16 protein-coding genes are annotated in these 14,343 nt (G+C 72.7%); 15 read left to right on the forward strand and 1 reads right to left on the reverse strand.

Going from position 1 to position 14,343, the window contains the following annotated elements:
- Positions 1-66 precede the first annotated feature (66 nt).
- Positions 67-1,686, forward strand: coding sequence for a DUF885 domain-containing protein (locus MILUP08_RS05845; protein WP_007455675.1), 1,620 nt, complete (start codon positions 67-69; stop codon positions 1,684-1,686).
- Positions 1,687-1,692: 6 nt separating this feature from the next.
- Here MILUP08_RS05845 and MILUP08_RS05850 read toward each other — a convergent pair whose 3' ends face one another.
- Entirely contained in the window at positions 1,693-2,385 is a 693-nt protein-coding gene (locus MILUP08_RS05850; protein ID WP_007455676.1) for a hypothetical protein, read from the reverse strand.
- A gap of 213 nt (positions 2,386-2,598) precedes the next feature.
- On the opposite strand from MILUP08_RS05850, the gene eno reads away from it, so the two are divergent.
- The 14 genes from eno (at position 2,599) to MILUP08_RS05920 (ending at position 14,333) form a co-directional block, all read left to right on the forward strand.
- Positions 2,599-3,882 carry a phosphopyruvate hydratase gene (gene eno, locus MILUP08_RS05855; protein WP_007455677.1) on the forward strand — a complete coding sequence of 428 codons (1,284 nt, stop codon included), beginning with the start codon at positions 2,599-2,601 and terminating at the stop codon, positions 3,880-3,882.
- An 84-nt stretch (positions 3,883-3,966) separates the two neighbouring features.
- The gene (locus MILUP08_RS05860; RefSeq protein WP_007455678.1) at positions 3,967-4,605 is read left to right on the forward strand and encodes an FtsB family cell division protein; all 639 of its coding nucleotides are present in this window, start codon (positions 3,967-3,969) and stop codon (positions 4,603-4,605) included.
- Between the two features lie 34 nt (positions 4,606-4,639).
- Positions 4,640-5,197, forward strand: coding sequence for a DUF501 domain-containing protein (locus tag MILUP08_RS05865; RefSeq protein ID WP_007455679.1), 558 nt, complete (start codon positions 4,640-4,642; stop codon positions 5,195-5,197).
- Positions 5,194-5,715, forward strand: a complete 522-nt coding sequence (locus tag MILUP08_RS05870; RefSeq protein WP_007455681.1) for an amino-acid N-acetyltransferase — start codon at positions 5,194-5,196, stop codon at positions 5,713-5,715. The genes MILUP08_RS05865 and MILUP08_RS05870 overlap by 4 nt, the downstream gene beginning before the upstream one ends.
- 47 nt (positions 5,716-5,762) lie before the next feature.
- Positions 5,763-6,692 carry a Ppx/GppA phosphatase family protein gene (locus MILUP08_RS05875; protein WP_039905462.1) on the forward strand — a complete coding sequence of 310 codons (930 nt, stop codon included), beginning with the start codon at positions 5,763-5,765 and terminating at the stop codon, positions 6,690-6,692.
- A 163-nt stretch (positions 6,693-6,855) separates the two neighbouring features.
- Positions 6,856-7,188 carry a PadR family transcriptional regulator gene (locus MILUP08_RS05880; protein ID WP_007455685.1) on the forward strand — a complete coding sequence of 111 codons (333 nt, stop codon included), beginning with the start codon at positions 6,856-6,858 and terminating at the stop codon, positions 7,186-7,188.
- Positions 7,185-8,198 (forward strand): HAAS signaling domain-containing protein, encoded by a 1,014-nt coding sequence (locus tag MILUP08_RS05885; RefSeq protein WP_007455686.1) that lies wholly within the window; start codon positions 7,185-7,187, stop codon positions 8,196-8,198. Before MILUP08_RS05880 ends, MILUP08_RS05885 begins: the two co-directional genes overlap by 4 nt.
- Positions 8,199-8,328: 130 nt before the next feature.
- Positions 8,329-8,811: an LppU/SCO3897 family protein gene (locus tag MILUP08_RS05890; protein ID WP_007455688.1), complete on the forward strand. Its 483-nt coding sequence runs from the start codon at positions 8,329-8,331 to the stop codon at positions 8,809-8,811.
- A gap of 213 nt (positions 8,812-9,024) precedes the next feature.
- Positions 9,025-9,711 (forward strand): dienelactone hydrolase family protein, encoded by a 687-nt coding sequence (locus MILUP08_RS05895; RefSeq protein WP_007455690.1) that lies wholly within the window; start codon positions 9,025-9,027, stop codon positions 9,709-9,711.
- Positions 9,704-10,444, forward strand: a complete 741-nt coding sequence (locus tag MILUP08_RS05900; protein ID WP_007455692.1) for a uracil-DNA glycosylase — start codon at positions 9,704-9,706, stop codon at positions 10,442-10,444. The genes MILUP08_RS05895 and MILUP08_RS05900 overlap by 8 nt, the downstream gene beginning before the upstream one ends.
- A gap of 20 nt (positions 10,445-10,464) precedes the next feature.
- Positions 10,465-11,274 carry a DUF4129 domain-containing protein gene (locus tag MILUP08_RS05905; protein ID WP_007455694.1) on the forward strand — a complete coding sequence of 270 codons (810 nt, stop codon included), beginning with the start codon at positions 10,465-10,467 and terminating at the stop codon, positions 11,272-11,274.
- A gap of 22 nt (positions 11,275-11,296) precedes the next feature.
- Positions 11,297-11,884: a hypothetical protein gene (locus MILUP08_RS05910; protein ID WP_007455695.1), complete on the forward strand. Its 588-nt coding sequence runs from the start codon at positions 11,297-11,299 to the stop codon at positions 11,882-11,884.
- Positions 11,884-12,891 carry an AAA family ATPase gene (locus MILUP08_RS05915; RefSeq protein WP_007455696.1) on the forward strand — a complete coding sequence of 336 codons (1,008 nt, stop codon included), beginning with the start codon at positions 11,884-11,886 and terminating at the stop codon, positions 12,889-12,891. The genes MILUP08_RS05910 and MILUP08_RS05915 overlap by 1 nt, the downstream gene beginning before the upstream one ends.
- A complete protein-coding gene (locus MILUP08_RS05920) occupies positions 12,891-14,333 on the forward strand; it encodes a DUF58 domain-containing protein (protein ID WP_007455697.1) in 1,443 nt (480 codons plus the stop codon). The genes MILUP08_RS05915 and MILUP08_RS05920 overlap by 1 nt, the downstream gene beginning before the upstream one ends.
- The last annotated feature ends 10 nt before the right edge of the window (positions 14,334-14,343 follow it).

Below are 14,343 nucleotides of genomic sequence, written 5' to 3' on the forward strand. Positions count from 1 at the left end.
GGCGGCAATAACTTCATGATCGACCGAAGTGGGGTTGGGGCAGCGGGGTGTCGGTAGGGTGGGTTGGTGGAGGAGTTCGGGGTACTTGCGGAGCGTGTTGTCGAGGCACTGCTGGAGTCGCGGCCGGGGGTCGCCACCGCTGCCGGGGATCATCGGTTCGACTCTCGGCTTCCGGATTTCTCCGTCGACGCGGTGGCCGCCGACCGGGTGATGCTCTCCGACGCGGCGAACGCGCTGTCCGAACTGGACCCCGACTCGCTTGACGTCGACGAGCAGGTCGACCACGCGCTGCTCGCCTCATTCGTGGACCGGGAGCTGTTCGAGCTGACCGAGATCCGGTCGCACGAGTGGGACCCGCTGCACCACAATCCGGGCCCGCTGCTGCACCCGCTGCTGGCCCGCTCGTACGCCCCCGCCGAGGTGCGGTTGACGCAGGTGGCCGGCCGGCTCGCCGCCGTACCCGACGCCCTCGCCACCGCGCGCGCGACGCTGCGGGACATGCCGCGGATCCACGCCGAGACGGCGGTCGGGCAGTTCACCGGCACGGCCGCGCTGATCCGGGACGAGCTGCCGGGCCTGATCGCCCAGGCGCCGGGCGGCTTCGACGAGGTCGAGCCCGCGGCCACCGCCGCGATCGCCGCGCTTGACGAGTTCGTCGCCTGGCTACGTGCCGGCCTGGCCGCCGACGCGGGCCCCGGCCGGGACCCGCGGCTGGGCCGCCGCCGCTGGGAGGCGCGGCTCTGGCACACCCTCGACAGCGAGCTGGGGGCCGCCGAGATCCAGCGTCGTGCCTGGGCCAACCTCGACCGGGTGACCGCGGAGATCCGCGCGGCGGCCGTCGAGCTGGTCGGTGGGCCGGCCGACGACGAGGCGGTACGGCGGGCGCTGGACGTGCTCGCCGCCGAGCACCCGGACGACTCGACAATCGTCGAGCTGGCCGGGGTGAGCCTGGACGAGGCGACCGACTTCGTCCGCACCCACGACCTGGTCACCCTGGTCGACGACCGGTGCGTGATCCAGGAAATGCCGGAGTTCGCGCGGGGCGTCGCGGTGGCGTACTGCGACTCGCCCGGCCCGCTGGAGACCGCGGCGGTGCCGACCTTCTACTGCATCGCGCCCACCCCGGCGGACTGGTCGGCGGGGCGCGTGGACTCGTTCTACCGCGAATACAACGATCACATGGTCCGCAACCTGACCGTGCACGAGGCGATGCCCGGCCACTTCCTCCAGCTCGCGCACGCCCGGCGGCACGTCGGCGGCACGCGGGTGCGGGCGCTGGCCCGGTCCGGCCCGTTCGTCGAGGGCTGGGCGGTGTACGCCGAGGAGCTGATGGCCGGGCTCGGCTTCGGTGGCCTGCCGGTGCGGTTGCAGCAGCTCAAGATGCAGCTCCGCATGACCATCAACGCGCTGCTCGACCAGTTGGTGCACGCCGAGGACCTGCCGGAGGCCGAGGCGATGGCACTGATGACCGGGCGCGGCTTCCAGGAGGAGGGCGAGGCGGCCGGCAAGTGGCGTCGGTCGCTGCTCACCTCGACGCAGCTCTCCACCTACTTCGTGGGGTACAGCGAGGTGGCCGAGATCGCCGCGGCCCGCCCGGACGGGGTGTCGGTGCGCGACTGGCACGACGCGATGCTCGCCCAGGACTGCCCGCCCCCGCGCCACCTGCGCACGCTGCTGGGCATCTGAGCGGGGTCAGGAGCCGCCCGGTCGGCGGTCCACCACGCCGGCCCCGGCGGGCGGGTCGAACGCGTTCTTCTCCACCGTCTCGGAGTAACCGCTCAACGCCAGCTCCATCGGTTTGCCGTCGACCGAGCCGAGGAAGCTGCCGAGCACACCCTCGGTGGTCACGCAGGCGCTGAAGTCGCCGTCCGAGCGCTGCACCTCGACGCAGGCGGCGTGGTGCCCCGCGACTGTGGTGTCGCTCTGCCTGATCACCGCCTGCGGGTCGAGCGCGGCGGCGGTCAGCAGCCCGACCACCACCGGCGGGGTGACGAGACCCTGCCGGTTCGCCTCGGTGAAGAGCGCCACGGTGGGCTTGCTGCCGGGGGTGGGTGGCGCGACGAGTGTGCACGCCATCCGACCGTTGGTCGCCGTGCAGCGGGTGACGGCGTCCGGGGTGACGGTGAGCCGCCCACCCGGGTAGGTGTAGGCGGAGCGGGCCGGATCCTGCGCCTGCACGATCGCGGCGGTCTGGCCGCCGGGCAGTTGGTAGTCGGCCGAGTACGTCAACTCCAACGCCCGGTCGAGGCGGGCGGCGAGGTCGTTGACGAGATCCGAGCGCCCCATGGCGCTTCCGGCGTCCTCGAATGTCTGACAGCCGGTGACCGTGAGCGACGCGATGACCGACACGGCGAGCATGCGGAGGGTGGTCGAGGCGGCGGGCATGACGACCAGCCTGGTGGATCAAGTCGGCGCAGCGCAAACCCGTTGCCGGTTGACGCCCGGAAATCCGGGAATGTCCGTCAACGCGGGGCGACTCGGGTGCGCGGGCGACGCCGTGCCCGATCCCGCCGCCCGATACGCTGCGTTCAACACCTGCCTCAGCCGCACCGTCGCGGCCCACCCACGGACCGGATCACAACAACGAGGAGCGACTCAGTGGCAACCATCGAGGGAATCGTCGCCCGGGAGATTCTCGACTCGCGGGGCAACCCGACGGTCGAGGTCGAGGTCGGCCTGGACGACGGCACGGTGGCCCGCGCCGCAGTGCCCTCCGGCGCCTCCACCGGCGCGTTCGAAGCGATCGAGCTGCGCGACGGTGACGCCGACCGCTACCAGGGCAAGGGCGTGGAGAAGGCGGTCTCCAACGTCGAAGACAAGATCGTCGACCAGATCATCGGGTACGAGGCGAGCGAGCAGCGGCTCATCGACCAGAAGATGCTCGACATCGACGGCACCGACAGCAAGTCGGAGCTGGGCGCGAACGCCATCCTCGGGGTCTCCCTCGCGGTGGCGAAGGCGGCCGCCGGCAGTGCCGAGCTGAGCCTCTTCCGCTACCTGGGCGGCCCGAACGCGCACTTGCTGCCGGTGCCGATGATGAACATCCTCAACGGTGGGGCGCACGCCGACTCCAACGTCGACATCCAGGAGTTCATGGTCGCGCCGATCGGTGCGCCCACCTTCCGCGAGGCGCTGCGCTCGGGCGCGGAGGTCTACCACGCGCTGAAGTCGGTGCTGAAGAAGAAGGGCCTGTCCACCGGGCTCGGCGACGAGGGTGGCTTCGCCCCGAACCTGCCGACGAACGCGGCCGCCCTGGACCTGATCTCCGAGGCGGTCGAGAAGGCCGGTTACCGGCTCGGCACCGACATCGTGTTCGCCCTCGACGTGGCGGCCACGGAGTTCTTCGACAACGGCACCTACACGTTCGAGGGCGCCGCGAAGTCCGCCGAGGAGATGAGCAACTACTACACCAAGCTCGCCGGTGACTACCCGATCGTGTCGATCGAGGACCCGCTGGCGGAGGACGACTGGACCGGCTGGCAGACGCTCACCGCGTCGATCGGCGACCGGGTGCAGATCGTCGGCGACGACCTGTTCGTGACCAACCCGCAGCGCATCGCCCGTGGCATCGCGGAGAAGGCGGCCAACGCGGTCCTGGTCAAGGTCAACCAGATCGGTTCGCTCACCGAGACCCTGGACGCGGTGGACCTGGCCCACCGGGCCGGTTTCAAGTGCATGATGAGCCACCGCTCCGGCGAGACCGAGGACACCACCATCGCCGACCTGGCGGTGGCCACCGGCTGCGGCCAGATCAAGACCGGCGCGCCGGCCCGCTCGGACCGGGTCGCGAAGTACAACCAGCTGCTCCGCATCGAGGAGGAGCTGGCCGACGCGGCGCGCTACGCGGGCGCGGGCGCGTTCCCGCGTTACCGTTCGGCCTGAGAGATTGTCGGGAAGCCCCGCAGCGGCCCTGGGGCTTCCCGACGAACTCGGCAACACACGTAGCCTCGGGGGAGGGGTGTGACGATGCAGCGCCGCACACCGGGTGGTCAACGTCCCGCCCGCCGACCTGGTCAGGCCGGCCGGCCGGGTGCTGGCCGGACCGCCCGCGGGTCGCTCCGGGACGCCGGCGTACGCGCCGAACCGCGCGGCGCAGCCGGTCGGGCGCCGGGCGCGGTCCGGGGCGCCGAGGGCGTGCGCTCCGCGAACCGTCCGGCCGCTGCCCGGCGTACGGCCTCGGGCGGCGCCGTGAAGCGCCTCGCCGCACCCCATCCCCGTCGCTTCACCGGCCGGGCCACGGTGCTCTGCGCGGTGCTGATCGCGCTCGCCCTCGCGTACACCTACCCGGTGCGCGTCTACCTGGACCAGCAGGCCGACATCGAGCGGATGGAGGCCGCCCAGGCGGCGCAGGAGGAGGAGATCGCCAAGCTGGCCGCGGAAGCGGCCAAGTGGCAGGACGACGAGTACATCACCACGCAGGTTCGGGAGCGGTTCTTCATGGGCCGGCCGGGCGAGAAGATGATGGTGGTGCTGAACGACCCGGACGGCGCGGCCCGCGACGCCGGGAAGTCGCCCGGCTCGGGCGCCCCGGCCGGTCCGACGACCTGGTACGACACGCTCTGGTCGAGTGTGCGGGCGGCGGACAGCCAGCAGCCGGGCAAGTGAGCCACCGACCAGCACACCAGGAGAGACGAGCACCGTGACTGTCGCACCACCGCCGGAGTCGGCGGCGGATTCCGTACCCCTGCCGCAGCGGGAGCCGGCCACCGAGGCCGACCTGGCCGCGGTGGCGGCGCAGCTGGGCCGGACGCCCCGGGGCACCCGGGCGGTGGCCCACCGCTGCCCGTGCGGCCTGCCCGACGTGGTGGAGACGACACCCCGCCTCGCCGACGGCACCCCGTTCCCGACGCTGTACTACCTGACCTGTCCCCGGGCCACCGCGGCGTGCAGCCGGCTGGAGTCGGCCGGGCTGATGCGGGAGATGGCCGACCGGCTGTCGACGGATCCGGAGCTGGCCGCCCACTACCGGGCAGCGCACGAGGACTACCTGGCCCGCCGCGAGGCGATCGGCGAGGTGCCGGAGATCGCGGGCATCTCCGCCGGTGGGATGCCGGGCCGGGTGAAGTGCCTGCACGTGCACCTCGGCCACGCCCTGGGCGCCGGCCCCGGCGTGAACCCGTTCGGCGACGAGACGTTGGCGCTTGTCGAGCCCTGGTGGGCGAGCGGCCCGTGCGTCGACGTGCCCCCCACGGAATGACCACGCAGGCCGAGGGCCGGGTCCTGGTGCGGCGGGCCCGCACCCGGGACGTACAGGGCATCCGCCGGTTGGTCGACACGTACACCGACGACCGGCGGTTGCTGAGCAAGGCCACCGTCACCCTCTACGAGGACGTGCAGGAGTTCCGGGTGGCGGTCCGGCCCGACGACGGCGTCGTGGTGGGCTGCGGGGCGTTGCACGTGATGTGGGAGGACCTGGCCGAGATCCGCACGGTCGCCGTCGACCCGTCCTGTCGTGGCCAGCGGATCGGGCACCGGCTGGTGGGTGAGCTGATCGACGAGGCCCGGCAGTTGGGTGTGGCGCGGATCTTCGCGCTCACCTTCGAGACCCGGTTCTTCGGCTCGTTCGGCTTCCGTGAGATCGACGGCGCTCCCGTGCCGCAGCCGGTCTACGAGCAGTTGCTGCGCTCGTACGACGAGGGTGTCGCGCAGTTCCTGGACCTGGAGCGGGTCAAGCCGAACACGCTTGGCAACACCCGGATGCTGCTGCGGCTGTAGATCGCACCGGGCGGTGGCTGTCGTAGGGTTGCGGGGTGACGACGCGTGTGGCGGCCATCGACTGCGGGACCAACTCGATCCGACTGCTGGTCGCCGACCTGCCCGAGGCCTCGGCCGGGCCGCAGGCCCCGCTCACCGACGTGACCCGACGGATGGAGATCGTCCGGCTCGGGCAGGGCGTGGACCGGACGGGACGGCTGGCGCCGGAGGCGATCGAGCGGACGCGGGTGGCGCTGGCGTCGTACGCGGCCGACATCGAGAAGCTTGGCGCGCAGCGGGTCCGGATGTGCGCCACCTCGGCCTCCCGGGACGCCGCAAACGCCGACGACTTCACCGAGATGGTGCGCAGCACCCTCGGTGTCGCGCCCGAGGTGGTCAGCGGCGACGAGGAGGCCCGGCTGTCGTTCACCGGCGCGGTGCGCGGGCTGCCCGCCGACGCGGTGGAGCCGTTCCTGGTCGTCGACATCGGCGGTGGCTCCACCGAGTTCGTGGTCGGTGACCGGGCGGCCGGTGTGCGCTCGGCGATCTCCGTGGACATCGGGTGCGTCCGGATGACTGAGCGGCACCTGTCCGACGACCCGCCGACGGCCGCGCAGATCGCCGCCGCGCAGGCCGACATCGCCGCCGTCGTGGACCGGGCGCTCGCGGCGGTGCCCGGCCGCGAGGCCGCCACCCTGGTCGGCCTCGCCGGTTCGGTCACCACAGTGGTCGCCATCGCCCAGGGCCTGCGGGAGTACGACCCGGAGCGCATCCACCACGCCCGGGTGTCGTACGAGGCGGTGGCGCGGGTGACCACGGACCTGCTCGGTCAGACCAGCGCGCAGCGGTTGGCGATCCCGGTGATGCACCCGGGCCGGGCCGACGTGATCGGGGCGGGGGCGCTCGTGCTTCGCGTGATCATGGAGCGGGCCGGGATGCCCTCGGTGGTCGCCTCGGAGCACGACATCCTCGACGGCATCGCCTGGAGCCTCCAGTAGGCCAGCCGCGCCCCTGATCGACTCGGTTTCGCTGAAATCGCGGTGTCCCCCGCATCGGGATGCCCCGATTTCCAGGAACTCGTGTGGATCAAGCCCGACCTCGCTCGGCGCGTCGGGGGTGAATCGTTGACGCTACTTCGCATTACGCACTAGTGTGCAATGCGTGGACACCACACAGTTGTTGAAGGGCGTGCTCGATCTGGCCGTCCTGGCCGTCCTCCGGGAGGAGGACGGTTACGGTTACGACATCCTGCGCCGGCTCCGCGAGGCCGGCCTGGAGGAGATCGGCGACGCCTCGGTCTACGGCACGCTGCGCCGGCTCTTCGCCGCCGGCCTGCTCACCACCTACGTGGTGCCGAGCGAGACCGGCCCGCACCGCAAGTACTACTCACTCAACGCCGCCGGGCGTGACCAGTTGACCCGCTCCGGCAAGCTCTGGCGCTCGTTCGCCACCACCATGGACACTCTGCTCGACGATCGGGGGCTGGCGGCATGACCGTCACGGAGCAGGAGATCACCGACTACGTGGCGCGGGTCCGGGCCGCTCTGGCCGACCTGACGCCCGACCGGCGCGACGAGCTGACCGAGGATCTCGCCGACCATCTCACCGAGGTCGCCGCCGAGGGCGAGGGCACCCTCGTCGAGCGGCTGGGCGAGCCGGAGACGTACGCCGCCGAGCTGCGCGCCGCGGCCGGCGTCGGCGTGGGCGGTGGCCGCAACCTCGACCAGCGGGTCGCCACCGCCGTGGTCCGGGCGCGCGGCCGACTGCGCGCCATCGACACCCGGCTCGGCCCACCACTGGGGTACGAGACGGCGAGCGACTTCCTCCGACTGCTGCGCCCGGGTTGGTGGGTGCTGCGCGGCTACCTGGCGGCGATGCTGGTCACCGTGATCACCACGGGTGGCAGCTTCGGTCTGCTGCCCCGCTTCGGTGGCGAGCTGCTGGCCGGCCTGATCATGCTTGTCGGTTTCGTGCTCGCCTCGATCTGGCTCGGTCGCCGGTCCGGTCAGTTGAGTCGCTGGCCACGGTCCGCGATGCAGGTCGGTAGCGCGGTGCTCGTGGTGTTCGCGCTGTCCGCCCTGATGCAGGCCGAGGACCGGATGCGCTACGGCGACTACGGCTACGACCCCACGTCGGTCGACAACCCGTACGACCGGATCAGGGACGTCTTCGTCTACGACAGCGAGGGCCGGCTGGTCGAGAACGCCCGGCTCTTCGACGAGAACGGCAATCCGATCCGACTCGGCTATCCGGACTGCAAGGAGCTCGCCGAGGCCTACGCCAATCCGGTGCTGCGGGCCTACCCGTACTGCCCGGACCGGGCGCCCTTCGGGCCGCGAGGCCCGGGCATGCCCGCCCGGCCGACGGTCGGCCCGCAGCCGACCGACACGTCGACGCCGAGCGAGACTCCGGTTGTCCCGACACCCACGTCGACCCCGGCGAGCCCGAGCGCGACACCGAGCGCGACACCGAGTGGCGACCCGACCCCGACGCGGACGAGCTGACGGGCGATGTGAACCAGATCATGCACACGATGCTGGGAAATAGCTGAACGGACGAGGCGAGCGGGACGACACCGGAAATCAATGATCGTTACGGTGTCGTCTGCTCATCCACCCCTCGGAAGGAACCCCCGTGTCAGAGCAGGTCGCACCGCCCCCCGCGTCCGACGCCGCGCCGCAGCAGCCGGCCGTCGAGACGCCGCCCCCGGCCGAGCCGGAGGCGAAGAGCTCCGGCGGGAAGAAGGCGCTCGGCATCATCGGCGCGATCGTCGTGTTTCTCGTCGTCGCCGGCCTGAAGTTCGGTCTCGGCGCGGCGATCGGCAACTTCCTGAACAAGGACGAGACGGCCGACGCCAAGTCCGGCGACTGCATCGCCGAGCTGCCCGAGATCAAGGGTGACAAGGAGGAGGAGGTCGACGGCGCCAAGGTCGTCGAGTGCACCTCCACCGACGCCGCGTACAACGTGGTCGGTCGGATCGACGGGCAGACCGAGGCCCAGGCCAAGTCCGAGACCACCTGCACCGAGTTCTTCAAGGAAGGCCAGGAGGGGTACGTCTTCTACAGCATCGAGTCGGGCAAGAAGGGCTACGTGCTCTGCCTGACCAAGAAGGCCTGAGCAAGAGGGTCTGACCGGGCTGAAGCACCGACGACGGCGGCGGGGGAGCGTTCCCCGCCGCCGTCGGCATACCCCCGGTCACCGTCCGGCGAACAGGAGGTGAATGCCACTGTTCCGGCGTCTTCCCGACGGGAGGCGCGGCATGGCAGGCTACCGGCACGTAGGACCACTGGGCGACCAGCCAACGATGACTGACCGCTAGGAGGACGGCCGATGGGCGACATGGTGAGCTACCGCAGCAACGGGGGTACGAGCGAGGGGTATCTCGCGATACCCGCCAGCGGCACGACCAGCCCCGCCGTCATCGTCATTCAGGAGTGGTGGGGTCTCGTCCCGCACATCCGGTCGGTCGCGGACCGGTTCGCCGAGGCCGGCTTCGTCGCCCTCGCCCCGGACTTCTACCACGGTGAGACCACCAGCGAGCCGGACGAGGCGCAGCGTCTGCTGCTGGCGATGCGGATGGACGAGGCGGCGAAGGACATCGCGGGCGCCGCCGACTACCTCGCGGGGCGGCCGGAGGTCACCGGCAAGGTCGGCGCCGTCGGGTTCTGCGCCGGCGGCAGCCTGGCCCTCTGGTCGGCGACCCTCTCCGAGCGGATCGTCGCCACCGCCGGCTTCTATCCCGTGCTGCCCTGGGAGTCGATGCGCCCCGAGTGGGTCGACTACGCCGGCAAGGCGGCGGTCATCCACTGCTCCGAAGAGGACGGCACCTCGACCGCCGAGGGTGTGCAGACCGCACGCCGGGCCATCGAGGAGGCCGGCGGCACCTGCCAGCTCTACGACTACCCGGGCACCTCGCACGCGTTCTTCAACGACGACCGGCCGGAGGCGTTCGACCAGCGTTCCGCCGCCAGCGCCTGGGCCCGCACCCTTGAGCTCTTCCGGGCCAAACTTGGCTGAGCCGCGTACCCCCGACCAGGTCGTCGCCCGCGCCGCGCGGGCGACGGACCTGGCCGACCTCGACGCGGCCGTCAGTGACTGTTTCGCCTGCCCCCGGCTGGTCCGGTGGCGGGAGGAGGTGGCCCGCACCCGGCGGGCCGCCTTCCGCGACCAGGAGTACTGGGGTCGACCGGTGCCGGGCTTCGGCCCCGCCGACGCGCGGATCGCCATCCTCGGGCTCGCGCCCGCCGCGCACGGTGGCAACCGCACCGGCCGGATCTTCACCGGCGACCGCTCGGGCGACGTGCTCTTCGCGGCGCTGCACCGGGCCGGGCTGGCGAACCAGCCGACAAGTGTCGCCGCCGACGACGGGCTCACCCTGCGGGATCTGCGGATCTTCTCGGCCGTCCGCTGCGCCCCGCCGGACAACAAGCCCACCCCGGCCGAGCGGGACACCTGCGCGCCCTGGCTGCACCGCGAGGTCACCCTGATCCGGCCCACCCTGCGCGTCGTGGTGGCGCTTGGCGCGTTCGCCTGGGCCGCGTGGTGGCCGGTGCTGCGCCAGGTGTACGGGCAGCGCCCGCCCAGCCCGCGACCGGCGTTCGGTCATGGGGCACACTGGTCCGGCGCGGCCGTGCCGGAGTTGCTCGGCTGCTACCACGTCAGCCAGCAGAACACCTTCACCGGGCGGCTGACACCGGGGATGTTGGACGATGTCTTCGGCCGGGCCAAGCAGTTGGCCGAAGTGGACTGAGAACGCGTGGGGTGGTGGCGATGACGAACGGAACACGCCCGCCCACGCCGTCCCCGGTCGCCGGCTCGGGTGTGGTCCGCCCGGTGCTCGGCCTGCTGCGCCGCTGGTGGCCGGTGGGTGCGGTGACGGCGCTGCTCGCGGCCGCCGCACTGGCCTCGGCGCACTCGTCGATCGGTGCCAGTCAGATCCCACCCGCCGCGGACGACGTGCCCTGGGTGCCGGAATATCCGACGGACACGCCGTCGCCACCGCCGTCGATCCCGGTCGAGCCGAGGGACGCCGGCGAGGCCACCCAGGCGCACATCCCGCAGTGGATCGCCACCGTGGCGATGGCTCTGCTCGGGCTGGCCATCCTCGCGGTGCTGGGTTACCTCGGCTGGCTCCTGATCCGCGGCGCGCTGCGCCGCACCTCGCGAGCGCTGCCGGCGCAGCGGGCCCGGCGTACGGCCGAGGGCACCGCCCGGGAGGTGGTCGCCGCCCTCGACGCCGGCCTGGTGGAGCTGGACGACCAGGCCACCGACCCCCGCGTCGCGGTGATCGCCTGCTGGGTCCGCCTGGAGGAGGCCGCCGCCGTGGCCGGTCTGTCCCGGCGTCCCGGCGACACACCTACCGACCTGGTCACCCGGCTGCTGCGCGGTGACCCGTCGACAGGCGTCCCGGCGATCGTCAGCGCCGACGTGCTGGCCGAGTTCGCGCACGTCTACCGGGAGGCCCGGTACGCCACGCGCGAGGTCGACGAGGGCACCCGCGACCAGGCCCGTGCCGCGCTGCGGCGGCTCCGCGGTGAACTCACCGTCGTGACGGCGGGCGCCCCCGAGGTGCCGTCGTGAACGGGCCGGGGACGGTGGAGCGGTGAGCGGCAGCGCCAGCATCGACGACCTGCTCACCTTCGAGGAGGAGCGGCCGAAGCGGGACGACCGTGACAAGCCGGGCCGGGCCGGGCGTGTGTTCCGGGCCCTGGCCGGCAACGCCGCACTGGTCGCCGTGCTTGTCGTCGGCCTCCGGGCGGTGGGTCTGCAGGTGTCGCTGGTGATCCTGGTGGCCGGGGTGTTCGCGGTGTCCGCGGTGCGTCGGATCGCCGCCGCCCTCGCGGCGCCACCGCCGCCGGCGACCCGGCGCTCCTCCACCACCCAGTACGACGAGGGCACCTGGAACTGGGGTGCCCGGGACGCGCTGCGCGCCGCCATCAACGGCTGGGAACTCCCGCTGGACTGGTCAACGACGCGACCCGAACGCTTCACCGGGGTCATCCTGCCCCGGCTCGCGGAACTGGCCGACGAGCGGCTGCGCCTGAAGCACGGCGTGACCCGCGAGTCGGACCCGGGCCGTGCCCGTGCCCTGCTGGGTGACCGGCTGTGGACGTTCCTGGAGAGCCCGCCCCGCCGCCCCCCGTCGCCGCGCGATCTCGCGGTGATCGTCGCCGAACTGGAGAAGATCTGATGAACGACGTGGACCGGAGCATGTCCGCCGCCGAGGTCGGTCGCCTGGCCCGGGCCGTCCTGGACGCGGTCGGCACCGTCGTGGTCGGCAAGCGCGACGCGTTGGAGCTGGTCCTCGCCGGGATCCTGGCCGGCGGGCACGTGCTCCTAGAGGACCTGCCGGGCCTGGGCAAGACGCTCACCGCGCGCTCCTTCGCCCAGGCGCTCGGGTTGGACTTCCGCCGGCTCCAGTTCACCCCGGACCTGCTGCCCGCCGACGTCACCGGCTCCTTCCTCTACGACCAGCGCAACGGCGACTTCACCTTCCGGGCGGGGCCGGTCTTCACCAACCTGCTCCTCGCCGACGAGATCAACCGGACGCCGCCGAAGACCCAGTCCGCGCTGCTGGAGGCCATGCAGGAGAAGCAGGTCTCGGTGGAGGGCGTGACGTACAAGCTGGACGAGCCGTTCCACGTGCTGGCCACCGCCAACCCCATCGAGTACGAGGGCACGTATCCGCTGCCCGAGGCGCAGCTGGACCGGTTCCTGCTGCGGGTCTCCTTCGGCTATCCGGAGCACGAGGAGGAGTGGGAGGTCCTGCGCCGCCGGATGGGTCGCCGCCGCGAGGAGGCCGACATCAAACCGGTGGTCGACGCCGCCACCCTGCGGGCGATGCAGGCCGCCCTGGAGGACGTGGTGGTGGAGGACTCGATCGGCCGGTACATCGTGTCCCTCACCGCTGCCACCCGGGAACATCCGTCGGTGCTTGTCGGCGCCTCGCCGCGTGGCTCGTTGGCGCTGCTGCTGCTGGCCCGGGTGCGCGCGGTGTTCGGCGGCCGAGACTACGTGGTGCCGGAGGACGTCAAGGAGGTGGCGGCGCCCGCCCTGGCCCACCGGATCACCCTGCGCCCGGAGATGTGGCTGCGCCGCGTCGACCCGGCCTTCGTGGTGGGTGAGGTGTTGGAGGCGACGCCCGCTCCGGCCAGTGGCGCGTTGCCCAGCTACGCCGCCGGCGGGCTCCGGCGCTGATGACCGGCCCGACCGCGCCCGTGCCGCCGTCCACCGAGCCGGAGTCGACAGCCGGCTGGGCGCCCACCCCGGCGCTCGGCCGCGCGGTGCTTCTCGCCGGCCTGTTGCTGGTGGCGGGGGTCCTGCTGGGGAGGGTCGATCTCGTCGTGCTGGCGGCGCCGTTCGCGCTGGGCACCGCGTACGCGCTGCGCCGCCGGCCCACGACGCTGCCGCAGGTCTGGATCACCGCCGGGGACGACGCGCCGCTCGTCGAGGGTGGCGAGGTGTCCGCCGCGGTAAGTGTCGGCAACCCGGACGCGGTCGACTACGACCTGGTGGTGGTGCGGTCCCGGGTCTCGCCGTGGTTGCGGATCACCCGTGCCGGCTTCGCCGGGGCCGGTCCCGCCGCCGATGTCCCGCCCGCCGAGGTCCCGTCCGCCGCCGGCACGCCCGCCGGGAACCGTCGTTCGGCCGCCGACCGGCCGTTCGTGACCTCGGTGCCCGCCGCCGAGGCGGTGGACCTGGAATTGGCCGGCCGGGCGCTGCGCTGGGGTCGACACCCGGTCGGTCCCGCCGGAGCGCGGGTCGCCACGGCGGGTGGTCTGCTGGTCTCCCGAGCGGTGTTCACCGAGCCGGTCGGGGTGCGGGTCTATCCGCGTACCGAACCGTTCGAGGCGGTGGAGGCGATGCCCCGCGCCGCCGGCCTGGTCGGCGCGCACCACTCCCGCCGGCCCGGTGAGGGCGGCGAACTGGCCGGCGTACGGATCTTCGCCCCCGGCGACCGGCTGCGCCGTGTCGACTGGCGGGTGTCGCTGCGCGCCCGGCAGTTGCACGTGGCGGCCACCCTCTCCGACCGGGACGCCGAGGTGGTGGTGCTGCTCGACGTGCTCGCCGAGGCCGGGCGCTCCGGCGGGGTGGACGGCTCGGCCTCGGTGCTGGACACCACAGTGCGGGCCACCGCGGCGATCGCCGAGCACTACCTGCACCGGGGCGACCGGGTGTCGCTTCTGGAGTACGGGCCGGGAGCCCGCCGCCTGCGCGCTGCCGCCGGTCGCCGGCAGTACCTGACCGTCCTGGAGTGGCTGCTCGACGTACGCGCCGACGCCTCCCAGCACGAGCCGTACGAGCAGGTCTTCGGCCCGCAGCAGCTCTCCTCGGACGCGTTGGTGGTGGTCCTCACCCCGCTGCTGGACGAGCGGTCGGCGCAGATGCTGGCGCGGCTGGCCCGCTCCGGCCGGTTCGTGGTGGCTGTCGACACGCTGCCGGCCAACCTGACGCCGCCGAAGGATCGGGGGTGGGCCGAGGTGGCGTACCGCCTGTGGCGGCTGGACCGGGAGACCATGATCGGGCAGCTCCGGGAGCACGGCGTGCCCGTGGTGCGCTGGGCCGGCGCGGGGAGCCTGGACCAGGTGCTGCGGGACGTGGCGCGGCTGGCCACGGCCCCAAGGGTCGGTTCCCGGTGAGCGTGAGGAG

It is taken from the genome of Micromonospora lupini str. Lupac 08 (assembly GCF_000297395.2).
GTDB lineage: Bacteria > Actinomycetota > Actinomycetes > Mycobacteriales > Micromonosporaceae > Micromonospora > Micromonospora lupini.

Bases quoted from the DNA above. Each gene is read 5' to 3' on its own strand.
- MILUP08_RS05850 (WP_007455676.1), bottom strand. From the start codon at position 2,385: ATGCCCGCCGCCTCGACCACCCTCCGCATGCTCGCCGTGTCGGTCATC.
- MILUP08_RS05905 (WP_007455694.1), top strand. From the start codon at position 10,465: ATGACGAACGGAACACGCCCGCCCACGCCGTCCCCGGTCGCCGGCTCG.
- MILUP08_RS05870 (WP_007455681.1), top strand. From the start codon at position 5,194: ATGACCACGCAGGCCGAGGGCCGGGTCCTGGTGCGGCGGGCCCGCACC.
- MILUP08_RS05920 (WP_007455697.1), top strand. From the start codon at position 12,891: ATGACCGGCCCGACCGCGCCCGTGCCGCCGTCCACCGAGCCGGAGTCG.
- MILUP08_RS05885 (WP_007455686.1), top strand. From the start codon at position 7,185: ATGACCGTCACGGAGCAGGAGATCACCGACTACGTGGCGCGGGTCCGG.
- MILUP08_RS05895 (WP_007455690.1), top strand. From the start codon at position 9,025: ATGGGCGACATGGTGAGCTACCGCAGCAACGGGGGTACGAGCGAGGGG.
- MILUP08_RS05860 (WP_007455678.1), top strand. From the start codon at position 3,967: ATGCAGCGCCGCACACCGGGTGGTCAACGTCCCGCCCGCCGACCTGGT.
- MILUP08_RS05915 (WP_007455696.1), top strand. From the start codon at position 11,884: ATGAACGACGTGGACCGGAGCATGTCCGCCGCCGAGGTCGGTCGCCTG.